This window comes from Mesorhizobium sp. M0140 (genome assembly GCF_040322475.1).
Taxonomy (GTDB): domain Bacteria; phylum Pseudomonadota; class Alphaproteobacteria; order Rhizobiales; family Rhizobiaceae; genus Mesorhizobium.
The window spans coordinates 69,719-89,155 of record NZ_JAMYTM010000005.1; the positions used below are offsets into that span (position 1 = coordinate 69,719).

The window sequence follows — 19,437 nt, forward strand, 5'->3', positions numbered from 1 at the left end:
AAAATGAAAACGGGCGCGACATAAGCCGCGCCCGTTTCGATTCATGGCCTCAGACCAATCAGGCGGCGTTTTCTTCGCCTTCGGTCTTCTTGTCGCGGGCGAGTTCCTTGCCGGTGGCCTGATCGACGACTTTCATCGACAGGCGGACCTTGCCGCGCTCGTCGAAGCCCATCAGCTTGACCCAGACCTTGTCGCCTTCCTTGACCACGTCCGAGGTCTTGGCGACCCGGTCGTTGGCAAGCTGCGAGATGTGGACGAGGCCGTCACGCGGACCGAAGAAGTTGACGAAAGCGCCGAAGTCCGCGGTCTTGACGACCGTACCTTCGTAGATCTCGCCGACTTCCGGCTCGGCGACAATGGTGTGGATCCACTTCTTCGCCGCCTCGATCTCCTTGGCGTTGGACGAAGCGATCTTGACCGTGCCATCGTCCTCGATGTTGATCTTGGCGCCGGTCTTTTCGACGATCTCGCGGATGACCTTGCCGCCCGAGCCGATCACGTCACGGATCTTGTCGGTCGGGATGTGCATCACTTCGATGCGCGGTGCGAACTCACCCAGTTCCGAACGCGCGCCGGTCAGAGCATGCGCCATCTCGCCGAGGATGTGCTGGCGGCCATCCTTGGCCTGGTCCAGCGCGATCTTCATGATCTCCTCGGTGATGCCTTCGATCTTGATGTCCATCTGCAGCGAGGTGATGCCGTTCGCGGTGCCGGCGACCTTGAAGTCCATGTCGCCGAGGTGATCTTCGTCACCCAGGATGTCGGAGAGAACGGCGAAACGCTCGCCTTCCTTGATCAGGCCCATGGCGATACCGGCGACGGGCTTGGCCAGCGGCACGCCGGCATCCATCAGCGCCAGCGAGGTGCCGCAGACAGTGGCCATCGATGACGAACCGTTGGACTCGGTGATCTCCGAGACGACGCGCAGCGTGTAGGGGAACTGGTCAGCGCTCGGCAGCATCGGGCGAATGGCGCGCCAGGCGAGCTTGCCATGGCCGATTTCACGGCGGCCCGGCGAACCCATGCGGCCGGTCTCACCGACGGAGTAGGGAGGGAAGTTGTAATGAAGGAGGAACTTCTCCTTGTACATGCCGGTCAGCGAATCGACATACTGCTCGTCCTCACCGGTGCCGAGCGTGGCAACGACCAGCGCCTGGGTCTCGCCGCGGGTGAACAGCGCCGAACCATGGGTGCGCGGCAGAACGCCGACTTCGGAGACGATCTTGCGAACCGTGCTCAGGTCACGACCGTCGATGCGCGAACCGGTGTCCAGGATGTTCCAGCGCACGACCTTGGCCTGGAGTTCCTTGAACACGCTGCCGATCTGCTCGGAAGTGTATTTGGCGTCTTCACCTTCGGCCGGGGCAAACGCTGCCTTGACCTTCGCCTTGACGGCGTCGACGGCGGCGTAACGCTTCTGCTTGTCGACGTTCTTGTAGGCATTGCTGAGTTCGTCGCCGACGATCTTCAGCATCTCGGCTTCAAGCGCGGAATAGTCCGGCGCGGTGAAGTCGCGCGGCTCCTTGGCGGCAACTTCGGCCAGCTTGATGATGGCGTCGATAACCGGCTGGAAGCCCTTGTGGCCGAACATGACCGCGCCGAGCATCAGCTCTTCGCCGAGTTCCTTGGCTTCGGACTCGACCATCAGCACGGCATCTGTGGTGCCGGCGACGATCAGATCGAGCTTCGATTCCTGCATCTCGTCGACATGCGGGTTGAGCACATATTCGCCGTTGATATAGCCGACGCGAGCGCCGCCGATCGGGCCCATGAAGGGAACGCCGGAGAGCGTCAGGGCGGCCGAAGTGGCAACGATCGACAGGATGTCCGGATCGTTCTCGAGATCGTGCTGGACGACGGTGACGACGATCTGGGTGTCGTTCTTGTAGCCGGAGGCGAAGAGCGGGCGGATCGGGCGGTCGATGAGGCGGGAAACCAGCGTTTCCTTCTCGCTCGGACGGCCTTCACGCTTGAAATAGCCACCCGGGATCTTGCCGGCGGCGTAGGTCTTTTCCTGGTAGTTGACGGTCAGCGGGAAGAAATCGAGGCCGGGCTTCGGCTCCTTCATCGAAACGACGGTGGCGAGAACCTTGGTCTCGCCGTAGGTGGCGAGCACCGCGCCGTCAGCCTGGCGTGCGATCTTGCCGGTTTCGAGGATGAGCGGACGGCCGCCCCATTCGATTTCCACTTTGTGGTGATTGAACATGTCTTGTCCTTAATATGAGGAAAGGGCCGCGCCGTTTCACGGTGCGCGGATGCCCTTTCCCTGGCTTCCTTTCTCGGGCAGCCACGGGCAAGACAACGGGAAGCTCGGGTGATTTCGGCGCGGTGCGCGCGCGAGCGTCCTGCAATCCTGCCCCATGACCGTCCATGGGCGGTTTCGAGTGCCCTCTGCACGATCGAAACCGGGTCTGGCCAGTCGATGCGACTGGCAGAATGCGCGACCGGCGGGCTCTCCTTCGAAAGCCCGCCGGTCAATTCGTCAACGGCGCAGACCGAGCTTCTCGATCAGCGTCTGGTAGCGCGCGTCGTCCTTGCGCTTGAGATAATCAAGCAGGCTGCGGCGCTGGGAGACGAGAGCAAGCAGACCACGGCGGGAATGGTTATCCTTCTTGTGGTCCTTGAAATGGTCGGTCAGGTTCTTGATGCGCTCGGAAAGGATGGCCACCTGGACTTCCGGAGACCCGGTATCGCCCTTGGCGGTTGCGAATTCACCCATCAATTCCTGTTTGCGCTCGGCAGTAATCGACATCGTGTTTTTCCTTATCTGTTTGAGGAAACGGGTCGCCCTCAGCCGGGATGTCGTCCAGCAGGGGCCGGTGCAAGCAAAACGTCATAGCGCTATGCTGCGGCGCATATAGTGCAATTCCCCGGAAAACACCAGCCCAATTCACAAGCCGGCTTTTCAGGCCAAAATGGCAGGTTTTAGCATTGTCAAAGCCATTTCTTCCATTTGAAGAAGGCGATCAGCCCGAACGCGACAAGCGCCATGAACAGCAGCGACAAGGGATAGCCATAATAGGCCTTCAGTTCCGGCATGTTCCAGGGCGAAGACTCCGGATCGAAATTCATGCCCCAGATGCCGACCAGGAAGGTGAGCGGCATGAAGATGACCGAGACGATGGTGAGATAGCTGATGACGTCGTTGGTGCGCGCCTGGCTCAGCGACAGGTGCATCTCGATCAGGCCGGTCAGCATGTCGCGCTGGGTTTCGACCAGCTCGATCAACCGTAGCGCATGGTCGAGCGTGTCGTTGAGGAAGATCTTGGTCTCGGCCTTCACATAGGGCACATCGTTGCGGATCAGCGTCGCCAGCGCATCGCGCATCGGCCACAGCACGCCTTTCAGCACGTTGGCGTCGCGCCGCAATTCATGCAGCTGCCGCATCTGATGCTTGTGCGGCGAATGCAGCATCTCGTCCTCGATGCTGTCGACCATGTCGCCGGCGGCCTCGATCGGCGGAAAGTAGCTGTCGACGATGGCGTCGATCAGCGCATAGGCGAGGTAATCGGCACCGCGCGCGCGCAACCGGTTGGGCGCTGAGCTTTCGATGCGCTTGCGCACGGGATCGAACGGATCGCCTTCACGCTCCTGGAAGGTGACGACGAAATTATTGCCGAAGAAGACGGCGATCTGCTCATAGCGGTGCGAGGCGACGTCGTCGATCATCCTGACGACGACGAAGGCATGATCCTCGAAAAAGTCGACCTTCGGCCGCTGGCCGGTGTTGACGACGTCCTCCAGCGCCAGCGGATGCAGGCTGAATATACGGCCGATCTCCTCGATCAGCGGGATGTTGGCGAGGCCGGTACAATCGAGCCAGAGGACCGGCCATTTATCGCAATGGGTGTTCAGGTCGTCGATGCTGGCATTTTCGATAGTCTTGAATTTTTCGGGCGAGATCAGCGTCAGCCTGAGTTCGCTGCGCCGCGCCGAGGGATCGGCGATCAGCGTGCCGGGCGACGCACCGACCGGCGGCCGCCGCGTTTTCACTGGTGCCCGCGTCTTCACGGTCTCAGCCTTTGCCATATGCCCCTCGTGCGAGTCCTCGCCTCGATATTAGACGACAGGAGTCACCCGGCAAAGACCCGCTTGGGCTTGAACATGCCTTGCTCGATGGCACCGATGGCGACCAGCTTGCCGCGCGCCGTGGCGCAGGCTTCCTCGGCTTCCACCGGTGCGTCGCGGCCACGGATGATGACCGGGTTGCCAAGGCGGATCTTGGTCGCCGCGTCGTCGCTGATGGCGATCTGCGGCAGGCAGTCGAGAGCCGCCGACGTATCGACCAGAAGCGCATCGATGGCGTCGAAGTCGATTGGTACTTCCACCTTGTCGACAGCCTCTGTCGTGTCAGCGGCTTCCGTTGCGTCAGTGACGTCCGTCGTGCTGTCTTCGTCCTGGACACCGAAACGGGCGGCTTCCAGTTCGGCGATGGTGACGAAATCCTCCGCCGTGAACGGCTCGACCTCGACCCGGCGCAATTCGGAAATGTGGCCGAAACAGCCCATGTCGCGGCCCATGTCGCGGGCCAGCGCGCGCACATAGGTGCCCTTGCCGCATTCGACCTCGAAAACAGTATGGTCGGCGCCATGCTCGACAACGTCCAGACGGCCGATCTCGATCTCTCGCGCGGGTATGTCGACTGTCGCGCCGTCGCGGGCCAGATCATAGGCACGCTCGCCCGCGATCTTGATGGCCGAGAATTGCGGCGGCGTCTGCATGATGACGCCAGTGTATTTCGGCAGCAGGGCGAGCACTTGGGCTTGCGACGGGCGCAGGTCGGACTCTTTCGTCACCGGACCCTCGAGGTCATCGGTGGAGCGCTCCTGCCCCCAGGCAACGGTGAAGCGGTAGATCTTTGCGCCGTCCTGCACGTAGGGAACGGTCTTGGTGGCCTCGCCAAGCGCGATCGGCAGCATACCGGACGCCAGCGGGTCGAGCGTGCCGGCATGGCCGGCCTTTTCGGCCTGGAACAGCCATTTGATCTTGGAGACGGCTTCGGTCGAGCCCATGCCGACCGGCTTGTCCAGGATCAGCCAGCCCGAGATCGGCCGGCCCTTCTTCTTGCCGCGGCGCGCCACTATTCGGTGTCCTTGTTGTCGTCTTTGCCCTGGTGCGCGTTTTCCTGGTCCTCAGGACCCAGATCGCGCGCCACTTCAGGTGACTTCAACAGGTCATTGATCCTGGCAAAATTGTCGAAGGAGGTGTCGAGCTTGAAGCGGAACTCCGGCATGAACTTCATCTGCCGCAGCGCGCCGGAGACACGGCCACGGACGAATTTCGCATGCTTGTTCAGCGCCTCGACCACCGCATCGGTATCCTTGGCGCCGAGCGGCGAGACGAAAGCGGTAGCGACCTTCAAATCGGGCGACATGCGCACTTCCGAGACCGACACCACGGTGCTCTCGATCAGCGGATCGATGATCTCGCCGCGCTGCAGGGTTTCGGATAGCGCATGGCGCACCTGTTCGGCGACGCGCAGCATGCGCTGGGATGGGCTGGATGTGGTTGGACGGGGCATTTTTCTCTATCCTGAAGCGTGAGGCGCGGGATGGGACCGTGCCGCATGTCTCATATGGGTCGTTCTCAATAGACCTCGGGCGGCGGCCTCTCGGCCACCGCCCGGTATGGACAAGTCACTCGAACTCAGAGTGTCCGGGTCACCATCTCGACGCGGAAGCACTCGATGACGTCGCCGACGCGCATGTCCTCGTAGTTCTGGAAGGCCATGCCGCACTCCTGGCCGCCGGGGACTTCCGAAACTTCGTCCTTGAAGCGCTTCAGCGTCTTCAGCGTCCCTTCGTGGATGACGACGTTGTCGCGGATCAGGCGCACCCCCGCACCGCGTTCGACCTTGCCTTCGGTGACACGGCAGCCGGCGATCTTGCCGACCTTGGTGATGTCGAAGATCTCGAGGATCTGCGCGTTGCCAATGAAGGTCTCGCGACGCTCCGGCGACAGCAGGCCCGACAGAGCCGCCTTCACGTCATCCACGAGGTTGTAGATGATCGAGTAGTAGCGGATCTCGATGCCAGCCGCCGCTGCGGCGGCACGTGCCTGGACGTTGGCGCGGACGTTGAAGCCGATGATCGCGGCACCCGAAGTCTCCGCCAGCGACACGTCGCTTTCGGTGATGGCGCCGGCGCCGGCATGGACGATGCGCGCACGCACCTCGTCGGTGCCGAGCTTGTCGAGCGCGGCGTTGATCGCCTCGATCGAGCCCTGCACGTCGCCCTTGATGACCAGCGGGAATTCCTTCAGCCCGCTTGTCTGCAATTGCGACATCATCTGCTCGAGCGACCCGCGCTGGCCGGCATGCTTGGCAACCGCCTTCTCGCGCGCCAGACGCTGGCGGTATTCGGTGATCTCGCGGGCACGGGCCTCGTTGTTGACCACGGCGAAGCGGTCGCCGGCCTGCGGTGTGCCCTGCAAGCCAAGCACTTCCACCGGCATCGCCGGCGGCGCTTCCTTGATCTGCGTGCCACGATCGTTGACCAGCGCACGGACCCGGCCCCATTCGTTGCCGGCAACCAGGATGTCGCCCGGCATCAGCGTGCCGGTCTGCACCAGCACAGTGGCGACGGGGCCACGGCCCTTGTCGAGCTGGGCTTCGATGACGACGCCTTCGGCGGTACGATCCGGATTGGCCTTCAGGTCGAGAATTTCGGCCTGCAGCAGGATCGCCTCGAGCAGTTTGTCGAGATTGGTGCCCTTGGTCGCCGACACTTCGACGTCCAGAACTTCACCCCCCATGGATTCGACGAAAACCTCGTGGCGCAGCAGCTCGGAGCGCACTTTCTGCGGATCGGCATCATGCTTGTCGATCTTGTTGATCGCCACGATGATCGGAACGCCGGCCGCCTTGGCATGGCTGATCGATTCGATCGTCTGCGGCATGACGCTGTCGTCGGCCGCAACCACCAGGATGGCAATGTCGGTCGCCTGGGCGCCACGAGCACGCATCGCTGTGAAGGCGGCGTGGCCGGGCGTGTCGATGAAGGTGATCTTGTGACCGTTCTTCTCGACCTGGTAGGCGCCGATGTGCTGGGTGATGCCGCCGGCTTCGCCGGAGACGACATTGGCGTTGCGGATCGCGTCGAGCAGCGAGGTCTTGCCGTGATCGACGTGACCCATGATCGTCACGACCGGCGGACGCGAAACCAGGTCCTCGGCACTGTCGGCGATGTTGAACAGGCCTTCCTCGATGTCGGACTCGGCGACGCGGCGGACCGTGTGGCCGAATTCGGTGGCAACCAGCTCGGCCGTGTCGGCGTCGATGACGTCGCCCGGCTTCAGGATCTGGCCCTGCTTCATGAAGAACTTGACCAGGTCGACCGCGCGCTCGGACATGCGTTGCGCCAGTTCCTGGATGGTGATGGTCTCTGGCAGGATCACTTCGCGCATGACTTTCTCGCGCGGCTCATTGTGCATCGCGCGCTTGAATTTTTCCTGGCGGCGACGCATCGACGACAGCGACCGGGCTCGCGCGTCTTCGTCGGACAATGCTGAATTCAGCGTCAGCTTGCCGCGGCGGCGGTCTTCCTCGGCCTTGGTCGGCTTGGCCGGACGCGCCACTTCGGGCGTGACCGGACGGCGCACCGGTGCGCCGGCACCAACACGTTTCGGCTTGGCCACTTCCTCGTCATCGACTGTTGCCAGTTCGGCGGCCAATGGCGCGCGTCGACGGGCCTCTTCCTCAGCCCGACGGCGGGATTCGGCCTCGGTCTGCAACCGCGCCTCTTCCTCGGCCTGGCGGCGTGCGGATTCATCGCGTTCGCGCTTGCGGCGCTCTTCGTCCTCGGCGCGACGCTTGGCATCCTCGGCGGCGCGCTGGCGGTCCTCGACCTCGCGAACCTTCGAGCCCTCGAGCGCCCTGCGGCGCGCTTCCATTTCACTGCGCGACAGTTCGTTCAGCACCATACCGCTGCGTTCGACCGGGGCCGGCGGCGGTGGTGGCGCCTTCGGTGCTTCCGGCACGACGACGGGTGCGGCCACGACCGCCGGCTTCGGTGTGAAGACGGGGGCGGCAACAGGCTCCGGCTTGTCGCCGGGCATCGAGAACTTGCGCTTCTTGGTTTCGACGACGACCTGCTTGGTGCGGCCGTGCGAGAAGTTCTGGCGCACAGTGCCCTGTTCCATACCGGGGCGCTTCAGCGTCAAGGTCTTCTTCGGCGTCACACTCAGCGTATTGTCGTCACCCGATTTCGTATCGCTCATTCCATATCCTCTGCGGCATCATCTTCGTCAGCAACAGCCGCAAGCATTGCCAGATCGTCCGGGGAACCGCCCCGATACCGGTCGAGCGCAACCATGCGCTTCTGGACCGCCCTGCCCGCGTCTCCCGCGAGAACGGCAGCATGTATCACATTTGTACCCCCCAATGCCAAGCTCAACTCGGCCTCGGAGAAAAGTTTGTAGGCAAGGATAGCGGGCCCGCCGAGATGGATTGTCGCCCGTCGCGCCTGGCTGATCTTGCGCACGCCGTCGTCGGACGCCTCGGTCGCGTGGAGCACGAAAAGCGCCAATCCACCGCGGACAGCACTTTCGACCTTGGTGGCACCCAGCGAAATTGCGCCTGCCTTGCGGGCAAGACCAAGCATGCCCAGAGCGTGCCTGGAAAGTAGCCCGTCGATCATGCCGCCAAGATCGGGCGGCACGACCACCTGTGCCTTGAAGGCGCGGGCAAAGAGGTTCTTCGCCGCAGCCTTGTCGATATGTAGGCGGTCGGCGCTCACCCAGCAACCGCGGCCGGGCAGATTTCTCTTAATGTCGGGAACGACGGCCGAATCCGGGCCGACGACAAACCGGATCAGATCATCCGGTTCGGCTTGTTTGCGCGTAACGATGCAGGTGCGATCGTTCATCTCGTCCAAGGGCGGGTTCGGTGCGATGCGGTTTCACCTCACGCACCAACGGCTTCGTCAGCCGAGACTTCTTCGGCTGCAAGCTCGTCTTCGGTGATCCAGCCGGCCTTGAGGCGGGCGGCCAGAACCATTTGTTCGGCGTCTGCGCGGGTCACGCCATGATTGGCCAGCACGCCCGGATAGACCTTGGTCTCACCGTCCTTGCGTTCCTTCCAGCCGGTCAGGTCGTCGGCGGCATAGCCGGCGAAATCCTCGATCGTCTTCACGCCGTCCTCGCCAAGCGTCACCATCATGGCGGTGGTGACGCCGGGGATTTCGCGCAATTCGTCCGAAACACCAAGCGCCTTGCGCTTGTCGTCGTGCTCGGCCTCGATCTTCTCCAGATATTCGCGGGCGCGGGTCTGGATTTCCGAAGCGGTGTCCTCGTCGAAACCGTCGATCGAGGCGATCTCGCCGGAATCGACATAAGCGACTTCCTCAACGCTGGTGAAGCCTTCGGAGGCCAGCACCTGGCCGACCATCTCGTCGACGTCGAGGGCTTCCATGAACAGCGACGAACGCTCGACGAATTCCTTCTGGCGGCGCTCGGATTCTTCGGCCTCGGTGAGGATGTCGATATCCCAACCGGTCAGCTGCGAAGCGAGACGCACGTTCTGGCCGCGGCGGCCGATGGCCAGCGACAGCTGGTCGTCGGGAACCACGACTTCGATGCGTTCGGCATCCTCGTCGAGCACGACCTTGGCGACTTCCGCCGGCTGCAGCGCGTTGACGATGAAGGACGCCGCCGAAGGCGACCACGGAATGATGTCGATCTTCTCGCCCTGCAATTCGCCGACGACGGCCTGGACGCGGCTACCGCGCATGCCGACGCAGGCGCCGACCGGATCGATCGAGCTGTCGCGCGAGATGACGGCGATCTTGGCGCGCGAACCTGGGTCGCGGGCGACCGATTTGATCTCGATGATGCCGTCATAGATTTCCGGCACTTCCATGGTGAACAACTTGGCCATGAACTGCGGATGGGTACGCGACAGGAAAATCTGCGGGCCGCGCTGCTCGCGGCGCACATCGTAGACATAGGCGCGGACGCGGTCGCCATATTTGTAGTTCTCGCGCGGGATCAGCTCATCGCGGCGGATGATCGCTTCGCCGCGGCCGAGATCGACGATGACGTTGCCGTATTCGACGCGCTTGACGGTACCGTTGACGATCTCGCCGATGCGGTCCTTGTACTCGTCATACTGGCGGTCGCGTTCGGCCTCGCGGACCTTCTGCACGATGACCTGCTTGGCCGACTGGGCGGCGATGCGGCCGAAATCCATGGGCGGCAGCTGTTCGGCGATGAAGTCGCCGAGCTGAGCGTCGGGATTGCGCTCGCGCGCCGAGGAAATGGCGATCTGCGTGGCGTAGTCATCGACCTTCTCGACCACTTCCATCAGCCGCTGCAGCTTCATCTCACCGGTGTTCGGGTTGATGTCGGCGCGGATGTTGGTCTCCTGACCGTAACGCGAGCGCGCCGCCTTCTGGATCGCATCGGCCATGGCGGCGATGACGATCGACTTGTCGATCGACTTTTCACGCGCGACCGCGTCGGCGATCTGCAGCAATTCAAGTCTGTTGGCGCTTACAACCATCGTTTTTCTCCCGAGCCTGTTTGCCGGACCTTTGCGCCCGGCAGCTCAATCATAGTTCCTGTTCGTGTTCTTCCGTGGCGTCCGCTTCCGCACCCGACTCGTCGTCGTCCGGTTCGCCGCGGCGTTTCTTGGCTTCCTTGCGCGCCCTGTTGTCCTTCGACAGGGCATCGCGGATAAGATCGTCTGTCAGGATCAAGCGCACATCGGCAATCGCATCATAGGGGACGCGCACCGTCGGCTCCTCGCCATAGGCGGCCTTGTCGCGCTCGATCAGCACATCGTCTTCGCCGGCTTCGGCGATCTTGCCCTTGAAGCGCTTGCGGTCGGCGACGACCATCGATGTTTCCATCTTCACCAGATGGCCCGTCCAGGTCGTGAAATCCGATTTACGGACCAGCGGCCGGTCGATGCCGGGCGACGAGACTTCAAGATGATAGGCCTTTTCAATCGGATCGTCGACGTCGAGCGCCGGCGACACCGCGCGGCTGACCTCTTCGCAATCCTCGACGGTCATGGTGCCGTCCTCGCGTTCGGCCATGATCTGCAGCGTCAGCCCGTTCTGGCCCGACAGATGCACCCGCACGAGGCGGAAGCCGATGCCACGCAGGACCGGCTGGACGATCAGCGCGATGCGCGCATCGATGCCGCTTTCGCGGATGATGCGATCGTCGCCCTCGCTTGCCGTTGCAGTCATTGAAGCCCTGTCGTTCTACCAAGTTATCGGCAGGTAATAAAAAAGAGCGGGACCGGGTGGACCCACTCTTCGTCATACCGACCAAGAATTTGAGGCTGATATAAACGATCATGGCCTGTGTTTCAAGCCCGCTATGCTGGTCGGGCAACGCCGCCATCGAGGCGGCCCGCGCCAGCGTTGCATGGGGCGCATGGCGCCTATGCGGCGATACCCATGGGATCGGCGCCGAAACGCACCTATTTATGTTGCGCCGCACAAATGTGGCCGTGCGTCAGACGTGCGAAAGGACATGATCATGAGCAATCGCAAGATATTTTCTGCAATAGGCGACTTCTTCACCGTATTCGGCAGCGCCGTGGCCGCTTCACGGGCCGTGGAAGCCGGTCGCAGGCCGCGCGCCGACGACCTGCGCAACCTCGGCGTCGAGCCTGCCGCCTTCGATCGCATCGGCCGCCGCTTCTAGCTTTGACGCAATTCCGGACGGAAAACCGTTTCACACCTTTCCTGGAATTGCTCTAAGACCGCGAGCCTATTTCCGAATGAAGGTAAGATAGGCCGGCCGCCGTCCCTCGCGAATGGCCTTCGCCTCATAACGGGTGCCCGGCCAACCATCATAAGGCCGGTGCCAGTCCGCCGCCTCGCAAGCCTGCCATGCGAACGCGCCATGCGCGCGGCAATGCAGCAGGGTCCAGTTGACATAGGTGTCGATGTCGGACGCAAAGCGGAATTTTGAACCAGGCTTCAGCACACGCGCGAACCGCTCCAGATTGACCGGGCTGACGAAGCGCCGTTTCCAGTGTTTCTTCTTCGGCCAGGGATCGGGGTAGAGCAGATCGATGCCGTCGAGCGAGGCTTGCGGCAGCCAGTCCAGCAGCCTTGTTGCGTCGTCGTCATAGACCCGCAGATTGGCGAGCGGTTTCTCGCGCACCGCCATCATCATCTTGGCCATGCCGTTGACGAAGGGCTCGACGCCGATAAAGCCGATCGCTGGGGCCTCGGTCGCACGATGCAGGAGATGCTCGCCACCGCCGAAGCCAATCTCGAGGCGAACCGCGCGGACATCCGTCTCAAACAAAGCGCTGAGATCAGCCGGCGGCTCGGCCGCCAGATCGAGCCGATATGTGCCGAAGCCGCTTTCCAGCGCGGCCGCCTGCTGCGGGCGCATGGTCTTGCCGCGCCGGCGACCGAAAAAGGCTTCGGTCGCGCGGCTTGGTCTGTCCTTCGGATCCATGGCGGGACTTTGCGGTGCCGCTGTCAGGCGGCGACCGCGTCCTTGAGTGCCTTGGCGAGATCGGTCTTTTCCCAGGAGAAAGACCCATCACGGCCGGCCTTGCGGCCGAAATGGCCGTAGGACGACGTCTTGGCGTAGATCGGTTTGTTGAGATCGAGGTGACGGCGGATGCCCGACGGCGACAGATCCATCACCGTGCGCAACGCGTCCTCGAGCTTTGCCTCGTCGACCTTGCCGGTACCGTGCAAGTCGACATAGACCGACAGCGGCTGAGCAACGCCGATGGCGTAGGAAAGCTGGATGGTGCAGCGGTCGGCGAGTTTCGCCGCCACGACGTTCTTGGCCAGGTAGCGCGCCGCATAGGCCGCCGAACGATCCACCTTGGTGGTGTCCTTGCCGGAGAAGGCGCCGCCGCCATGGGGTGCGGCACCACCATAGGTGTCGACGATGATCTTGCGGCCGGTCAGTCCGGCATCGCCGTCCGGCCCGCCAATGACGAACTTGCCGGTCGGATTGATGTACCACATGCAATCGTCGGCGATCTTGAGGTCGCCCAGCGCCTCTCGGATATAGGGTTCGACGACCTTGCGGACCTTCTTCGAATCCCAGCTCGCATCGAGATGCTGTGTGGACAGCACGATCTGCGTCGCCTCGGCGGCCTTGCCGTCGACATAGCGAACGGTGACTTGGCTCTTGGCATCCGGCCCGAGCTTGCCGGCTTCACCGCTGCCTTCGTGACGGGCGGCAGCCAGCAGTTCGAGGATCTTGTGGCTGTAGTAGATCGGCGCCGGCATCAGATCCGGCGTCTCGCGACAGGCGTAACCGAACATGATGCCCTGGTCGCCGGCACCCTCTTCGCCCTGACGGTCGGAGGCATTGTCGACGCCCTGGCCGATGTCAGGCGACTGGCCGTGCAGCAGAACCTCGATCTTCGCCGTTTTCCAATGAAAGCCGGCCTGCTCGTAGCCGATTTCGCGGATCGCCTTGCGGGCGACCGATTTGAACTTGGCCGGATTGACGACCGAATGCCCGGCGGCATCCTTGAGAATATTGCCGGCCTTGTCCCGCTTGAGCAACGTGTCGGGAACACGCACTTCGCCGGCGATCACGACACGGTTGGTGGTGGCCAGCGTCTCGCAGGCGACACGGACTTTCCACGGGTCCATGCCGGTCTTCTTGGCTTCGCGATACACCAGATCGACGATCTCGTCGGAAATCCGGTCACAGACTTTGTCGGGATGGCCCTCGGCAACGGATTCCGAGGTAAAGAAGTAGTTCTGCCGCGTCACGGGTGTCCCCTCTTGAAAAACGATCGGCAGGCTGCCGATTTTGGCGCGCCACGTGTTAGCGGGGCGAAGCGCCGCTCGTCAAGCGGTGCTTCGGTTCTGGCATGATGTCGATGCAGTTATCTTGTGCCACCGGCGGCAAGACGCCGCCAGTCCTGGCGTGATTGCCGATCAGTCGGGATCGTCGGTGGAGAGGGACTTGACCAGGTCTATGATCCTGCGGCGCACCTTGGCGTCCGCGATCTTGACAAAGGCCCGGTTGAGCTGGAGTCCTTCGGGACTGCCGCAGAATTCGACGGCGAAAGCCATCGACGCGTCCTCGGCAAATCCGCGGCCCGCCACGGGCTCCTGGCCGGGCGCATCCTCGAAAAAGAAGGCGACAGGCACGCCGAGTATGGACGCTATCGCCTGCAATCGGCTGGCGCCGACGCGGTTGGTGCCTTTTTCATATTTCTGAATCTGTTGAAATGTGATGCCGAGGTTTTCTCCCAGCTTTTCCTGGCTCATTCCCAGCATGTTGCGGCGAAGCCGGATGCGACTGCCAACATGGATGTCGATCGGATTCGGTTTCTTCTTGTTGTCTTCTGTCATTTTTTCCTCGCCGAATTTTTTCGGCTTTCTCTATTTTTTTCCTGCCCAAACAAAGCCGGAGGCAACTGCCCCAACAGAACGATCCACCGGCTTCGAGAAATTTTCAGGCACTTACAGTATGAGTTTCTAATGTGTGGGCTGTCAATTCACCCGTAGCCTTTGCCTTACGTTCAACAGCGCTGCCCCAACGGCAAACAGCAACATGATCAGCATTCCGTTAATGCGCCGTTGGCCGGGAGATATGAGCGCCTGTCCGGAAATCGGTATGTGGGCGTCGATGGCGCCGCGTGCGTCGATCGCAAGCGCATCGACGATGCGCCCACGCGGATCGACGACGGCCGAGATGCCGTTGTTGGCAGCACGCACCAATGGCAATCCATTTTCCACCGCACGGATCTGGGCCTGCCTGAAATGCTGATACGGACCCGGCGTGTCGCCGAACCACGCATCGTTGGTAACGTTCACAATAAGCTGCGCTGACGCAGCGTCAACTGCCACAAGATCGGGAAAGATCACCTCATAACAGATAAATGGCAGCGCACGGATGCCATCGGGCAGCGTGATGGCGTGGCGCTCATTGCCGGCCGCGAAACTCATCGGCCCGGCAACCAGTTGCTCGATGCCGAAACGCTGGAGCAGATCGGCGAAAGGCAGGTATTCGCCGAACGGCACCAGGTGAACCTTGTCGACGGCGTCAGCGATTTCACCCTTGTCGTCGATCGCCACCACGGAGTTGTAGTAACGGCTGTCGGCATTCGCGGCCGAACCGCCTTCCTCGCGAACGACGCCGGCAATCAGCATCTGGCCGGGTCCGAGCATGTCCCCCAGCGCCGTCAATGCGTCCGGACGCTCGGTGAAGAGGAACGGCACCGAGGTTTCGGGCCACAAGATCAGTTGCGGCTTTTGATGGCCTGGGTCCGGCGCCTTGGCCGAGAGCCCCATCAGGACCGCGAAGATGCGGTCGCGCACCGAGGCATCCCATTTTTCCGACAGGTCAACGGCCGGCTGGACGATGCGGACATCCAGGCTGCGTGAAGCTGGCGGTTCGGGAGCGGCAAGCCTGACATAGCCGAAGCCGACATGGGCGGCGGCGAGCACGACAAACAGTGCCGCGCCGAGGCGCAGATGCCGACGTGCCGCCAGCAGTGCCGGCAATGCGAAGACGAACACCGCGAGCGCGTTCATGCCGATCATGCCCGTCACCGAGACGCTCTGCATCAGCAGCGGCACGGGCATGGCCGCGTAGCCGACGGCATTCCAGGGAAAACCGGTGAACAGGAAATCGCGCAGCCATTCCGCCAGGCCGAAGCCGAAGGCAAGGGCGGCGATGCGGCCAATGTCGTTGCTCCACAGCAGCCGGGCAACGATTGCCGCAAAGCCGTAGAAAAAGGCGAGCATGAAAGGAATGCCGACCACCGCGAAGGGAAGCGCCCAGGCAAAACTGTCGGCCTCGACCAGCAGCGCCGAGCCGATCCACCAGAGGCCGGCGAGGAAATAGCCGAAACCGAACCACCAACCGACGGCGAAAGCCGGCCGCAGGCGCTGGAACAGGCTGCCGGAAGCTTCGCCGGTGGCGCCGTCGAGCAGCCAGACCAGCAGCGGAAACGAGACGAAACAGGCGGCGAAGAAATCGTAAGGCGCCTGCCCAAGCACGGCAAAAGCGCCTGCGAGAAACGCCACGAGCGCACGCCGCCAACCCCAAAGCAGAATTATCCGGCCGGTGAGGCGCTCCATGCATACTTCCGAGTCGCGAATCAGGACACAAGATTTAACAGGCTGCGCTCCGCGCTCCAAACGGCGGATGGGCTGGCTGAGATGCACAGCTTCGGCCCTGCCCTACCGGTGCCAACCCTCGATTTGGACGCCGCCCAGCCGCTCGGCCTCCTCGCGCGGAACCGAACGGATGGTCTGCGTGAAGGTCCAGACATGGCCTTCGGGGTCGCGTGCACGATACTGGCGCTCGCCGTAGAACTGATCCGCCGGCTCCTGGATTATATCAGCGTCGACCGCCCGCGCCTGCTCGCAATGCGCATCCAGGCCGCGCTTCAGCCTGACATAGATCGACTGCGTGTTCTTGCCCAAGACCGAAGCCGGGCTGGCAACATAATCGCTCCATTCGGAATCTACGATGATGTAGCTGTCGCCGAATCGCATCTCTGCATGGACGAGTTTCCCTCGGCATCGCTGACCACCATGCTGCGCGCGAAGCCTAAGGCTGCTTCCAGCCAGTCCAGCGCGGCACGAGGGTCCTTATAGAAAACACCGGACCCCAGACTTGGATGCTTGAAGGGGTCCTCGACCGCCATCCCTAAGCGCCTGGATTCTGGTTTTGCCGCATGATGTTCATTCGAAAAGTCTGCAACTTTTCGGCATCATGCTTAAGCCCTGGTTTTGCCGCATGATGTTCATCCAAAAAGTCTGCAACTTTTCGGCATCATGCTTACGCCTGTTCGGTGCGCGCGGTGGCGCGCCGGCGGCGCTCACCCTTCTGGCTCTGCACGATGCGCACGCGCTTGACGCGGCGCGGATCGGCGTCGAGGACGTGGAACTCGAAGCCGGGTATGGCCTGCACCACCTCGCCGCGGGCCGGAACACGGCCAAGCGTGTTGAAAATCATGCCGCCGATCGTGTCGACATATTCGCCATGTTCACCGGCGGCGAAATCCCCGCCGATCATCTTGGCGACGTCGTCGATCTCGGCCTTGCCGTCGACGATGAACACGCCGTCGCCGCTCTGGGTGATCATCGGCTCGTCGTCGTCATGCTCGTCCTCGATGTCGCCGACCACCATCTCGACGATGTCTTCCAGCGAGGCGAGGCCGTCGGTGCCGCCATATTCGTCGATGACCAGCGCCATCTGGGTGCGCGTCGTCTGCATGCGGCCCATCAGGTCGGAGGCAAGCATCGACGGCGGCACGAACAGCACCGGGCGGATCAGATTGAGGTCGCCAATGGTGCGTGCGAGGTCGACCTGGGCAAGATCGAGAACCGTGGCAGCGGGGGTTTTCCTGGTCGTGCGGCCCTTCTTGACGCGCGCGATCTTGGTGATGTGGGCCAGCACGTCACGGATATGGACCATGCCGCGCGGATCATCGAGCGTCTCGGAATAGACCGGCATGCGCGAATGGCCGGATTGTTCGAAAGTGCCCAGGAGATCGCCGAGCGTCGTCGTGATTTCGACCCCCTGAATGTCGGCGCGCGGTACCATGACGTCCTCGACGCGCACTTCGCGCAGCCGCAGGATGTTGTTGAGCATGGCGCGTTCGCCGGGCGAGAAGGCGCCGGCATCGCTCGTCGTCTCGGCTAGCGCGCCGGCAATTTCCTCACGCAGGCTGGTTCCGTTGCGTTGCCTGAACAGGCCCAGAACGCGGTCGAACAGTGAGGGACCGGCAGGCAACGTCTCGCTGGCAGCGCTGCCAGCACCGGCAGCAGCAGAGGTACTGCTAGCGCCAGACGTAACGGTACTCGGACTTGATCCCTCTTCCGACGTGTCGGAAGCCTTGTTCGCACTGCCGGCGTCGGGGCGGGCGGCAGTCTCTGGTTTGTCGTTCATCGTCGTCCGGTCAATTGATCAGATGTAGTTACGCGTAGGGGTCGGGAATGGCAAGCCTTGCAAGCGCCGCGCGTTCGACGGCTTCCATCGCCTCGGCCTCGGCCTCGGTCTCGTGATCGTAGCCCAGCAAATGCAGCAGGCCGTGGATGACGAGATGGGTGATATGGTTCTCGACCGGCTTGTCTTCCAGTGCCGCTTCATGGGCGACCGTTTCGGCGGCCAGCACGATGTCGCCCAGCATCGGCGGCAACGGACCGCCTTGCGCAAACGGAAAAGCCGGGAAAGACAAGACGTTGGTCGGCTTGTCCTTGCCGCGCCAGCCGGCATTGAGGAGCTGGACATGGGCGTCGTCGGTAAAAACGAGGCTGAGTTCGGAACGGCCCGCCACGCCGGTTTCGGCAAAAGCCGCCTTGACCGCGCCATCGACCAGCCGCGTCAGGCTTACCTCGTCGGGCCAGTTGCCCGCCTCAACCGATATGTCGATGTCGACGGGAACATTCCCGTCGCCGGATATTATGTCCTCAGGCATGAAGCCGCATCGTCAACATCAATTCTCGGCGCCGAGGCCGCGCGCCAGCTTGGCGTCCCGGTCGTAGGCCCTGACGATTTCCGCCACCAGTGGATGGCGGACCACATCGCCGTCGTTGAAGCGCACGGTGACCGCGCCCGCCACACCGTCCAGCACGCGCAAGGCTTCGACCAGGCCCGATTTGGTGTTGGAGGGAAGGTCGATCTGGGTCGGGTCGCCGGTGACGATCATGCGCGAATTTTCGCCCAGACGCGTCAGGAACATCTTCATCTGCATCGGCGTGGTGTTCTGCGCCTCGTCGAGGATGACGGCGGCATGCGCCAGCGTGCGGCCGCGCATGAAGGCGAGCGGCGCGATCTCGATCACTTCGGCGGCAATGGCGCGCTCAACCTTGTCGGCGGGCATCATGTCGTAGAGCGCATCATAGAGCGGCCGCAGATAGGGATCGACCTTCTCCTTCATGTCGCCGGGCAGGAAGCCCAGCCGTTCGCCGGCCTCGACCGCAGGCCGCGAGAGAATGATGCGCTCGACCATGCCGCGCTCGAGCAGCATCGCCGCATGCGCCACCGCCAGATAGGTCTTGCCGGTGCCGGCCGGGCCGATGCCGAACACCAGTTCCGACCGTTCCAGCGCCCGCATATAGGCGTCCTGGTTGAGTGAACGGGCATAGATCGTCTTCTTGCGGGTGGCGATCTGGGCGGCGGAAACCTTGCCCTTACGCTCCAGCGTCGGCAGGGTCAGCTGATCGTCGGCGGCAATCGCCATGCGCACGGCGCCATCGACGTCGGACTGGCCGATATCGACGCCCTTCTGGAGAATGCCGTAGAGATTGTCGAGCGCGCGGCGCGCCTGCTCGGCGGCCGACGCCGAACCCTTGATGGTCAGCTGGTTGCCGCGTGAGCGGATGTCGACGCCAAGCTTCTGCTCCAGCCTGGCGAGGTTTTCGTCGAACTGACCATAAAGGGCGCTGGCAAGCTTGTTGTTGTCGAAAGTCAGAACGATGTGCGCCATGTCAGAAGCCCCAGATGCCGGTACCGGGGGCAGGTTCTTCAGCT

18 protein-coding genes are annotated in these 19,437 nt (G+C 62.7%); 1 reads left to right on the plus strand and 17 read right to left on the minus strand.

Annotated elements, in window-relative coordinates; translation table 11 throughout:
- Positions 1-58: 58 nt before the first annotated feature.
- The 9 genes from pnp to rimP all read right to left on the minus strand — a co-directional run bounded on the left by pnp (position 59) and on the right by rimP (position 11,192).
- Complete coding sequence (pnp, locus tag NKJ37_RS07115; protein ID WP_352773404.1) at positions 59-2,206, minus strand: polyribonucleotide nucleotidyltransferase; 2,148 nt, start codon at positions 2,204-2,206, stop codon at positions 59-61.
- A gap of 276 nt (positions 2,207-2,482) precedes the next feature.
- Positions 2,483-2,794, minus strand: coding sequence for a 30S ribosomal protein S15 (gene rpsO / locus NKJ37_RS07120; RefSeq protein WP_269470859.1), 312 nt, complete (start codon positions 2,792-2,794; stop codon positions 2,483-2,485).
- A gap of 140 nt (positions 2,795-2,934) precedes the next feature.
- Positions 2,935-4,029, minus strand: a complete 1,095-nt coding sequence (gene corA, locus NKJ37_RS07125) for a magnesium/cobalt transporter CorA (protein WP_352773407.1) — start codon at positions 4,027-4,029, stop codon at positions 2,935-2,937.
- 44 nt (positions 4,030-4,073) lie between these two features.
- Positions 4,074-5,081 (minus strand): tRNA pseudouridine(55) synthase TruB, encoded by a 1,008-nt coding sequence (truB, locus tag NKJ37_RS07130; protein WP_352773410.1) that lies wholly within the window; start codon positions 5,079-5,081, stop codon positions 4,074-4,076.
- A complete protein-coding gene (gene rbfA, locus NKJ37_RS07135) occupies positions 5,081-5,521 on the minus strand; it encodes a 30S ribosome-binding factor RbfA (protein WP_352773412.1) in 441 nt (146 codons plus the stop codon). Before rbfA ends, truB begins: the two co-directional genes overlap by 1 nt.
- 125 nt (positions 5,522-5,646) lie before the next feature.
- On the minus strand, positions 5,647-8,217 hold the full coding sequence (gene infB, locus NKJ37_RS07140) for a translation initiation factor IF-2 (RefSeq protein WP_352610752.1): 2,571 nt from the start codon (positions 8,215-8,217) through the stop codon (positions 5,647-5,649).
- The gene (locus NKJ37_RS07145) at positions 8,214-8,864 is read right to left on the minus strand and encodes an RNA-binding protein (protein ID WP_352773533.1); all 651 of its coding nucleotides are present in this window, start codon (positions 8,862-8,864) and stop codon (positions 8,214-8,216) included. The genes infB and NKJ37_RS07145 overlap by 4 nt, the downstream gene beginning before the upstream one ends.
- A 38-nt stretch (positions 8,865-8,902) precedes the next feature.
- Positions 8,903-10,498: a transcription termination factor NusA gene (nusA, locus tag NKJ37_RS07150; RefSeq protein ID WP_013527896.1), complete on the minus strand. Its 1,596-nt coding sequence runs from the start codon at positions 10,496-10,498 to the stop codon at positions 8,903-8,905.
- A gap of 49 nt (positions 10,499-10,547) precedes the next feature.
- Positions 10,548-11,192 (minus strand): ribosome maturation factor RimP, encoded by a 645-nt coding sequence (rimP, locus tag NKJ37_RS07155; RefSeq protein WP_027161761.1) that lies wholly within the window; start codon positions 11,190-11,192, stop codon positions 10,548-10,550.
- A gap of 295 nt (positions 11,193-11,487) precedes the next feature.
- Here rimP and NKJ37_RS07160 point away from each other — a divergent pair, with 295 nt between their 5' ends.
- On the plus strand, positions 11,488-11,655 hold the full coding sequence (locus NKJ37_RS07160) for a hypothetical protein (RefSeq protein WP_013527898.1): 168 nt from the start codon (positions 11,488-11,490) through the stop codon (positions 11,653-11,655).
- Positions 11,656-11,721: 66 nt separating this feature from the next.
- Here NKJ37_RS07160 and trmB read toward each other — a convergent pair whose 3' ends face one another.
- From trmB to NKJ37_RS07200, 8 genes are all read right to left on the minus strand, one after another.
- A complete protein-coding gene (trmB, locus tag NKJ37_RS07165; protein ID WP_352773415.1) occupies positions 11,722-12,423 on the minus strand; it encodes a tRNA (guanine(46)-N(7))-methyltransferase TrmB in 702 nt (233 codons plus the stop codon).
- Between the two features lie 23 nt (positions 12,424-12,446).
- Complete coding sequence (gene metK, locus NKJ37_RS07170; RefSeq protein ID WP_023811409.1) at positions 12,447-13,712, minus strand: methionine adenosyltransferase; 1,266 nt, start codon at positions 13,710-13,712, stop codon at positions 12,447-12,449.
- A gap of 168 nt (positions 13,713-13,880) precedes the next feature.
- Positions 13,881-14,300: a helix-turn-helix domain-containing protein gene (locus NKJ37_RS07175; protein WP_023811410.1), complete on the minus strand. Its 420-nt coding sequence runs from the start codon at positions 14,298-14,300 to the stop codon at positions 13,881-13,883.
- A 141-nt stretch (positions 14,301-14,441) separates the two neighbouring features.
- Positions 14,442-16,034: an apolipoprotein N-acyltransferase gene (gene lnt, locus NKJ37_RS07180; protein WP_128304329.1), complete on the minus strand. Its 1,593-nt coding sequence runs from the start codon at positions 16,032-16,034 to the stop codon at positions 14,442-14,444.
- A 102-nt stretch (positions 16,035-16,136) separates the two neighbouring features.
- A complete protein-coding gene (locus NKJ37_RS07185; RefSeq protein WP_245273216.1) occupies positions 16,137-16,454 on the minus strand; it encodes a VOC family protein in 318 nt (105 codons plus the stop codon).
- 286 nt (positions 16,455-16,740) lie between these two features.
- Entirely contained in the window at positions 16,741-17,853 is a 1,113-nt protein-coding gene (locus NKJ37_RS07190; RefSeq protein ID WP_023811412.1) for a hemolysin family protein, read from the minus strand.
- Positions 17,854-17,881: 28 nt separating this feature from the next.
- Positions 17,882-18,382 (minus strand): rRNA maturation RNase YbeY, encoded by a 501-nt coding sequence (ybeY, locus tag NKJ37_RS07195; protein ID WP_023811413.1) that lies wholly within the window; start codon positions 18,380-18,382, stop codon positions 17,882-17,884.
- Between the two features lie 18 nt (positions 18,383-18,400).
- Complete coding sequence (locus NKJ37_RS07200; RefSeq protein WP_023758127.1) at positions 18,401-19,393, minus strand: PhoH family protein; 993 nt, start codon at positions 19,391-19,393, stop codon at positions 18,401-18,403.
- Positions 19,394-19,437: the final 44 nt, after the last annotated feature.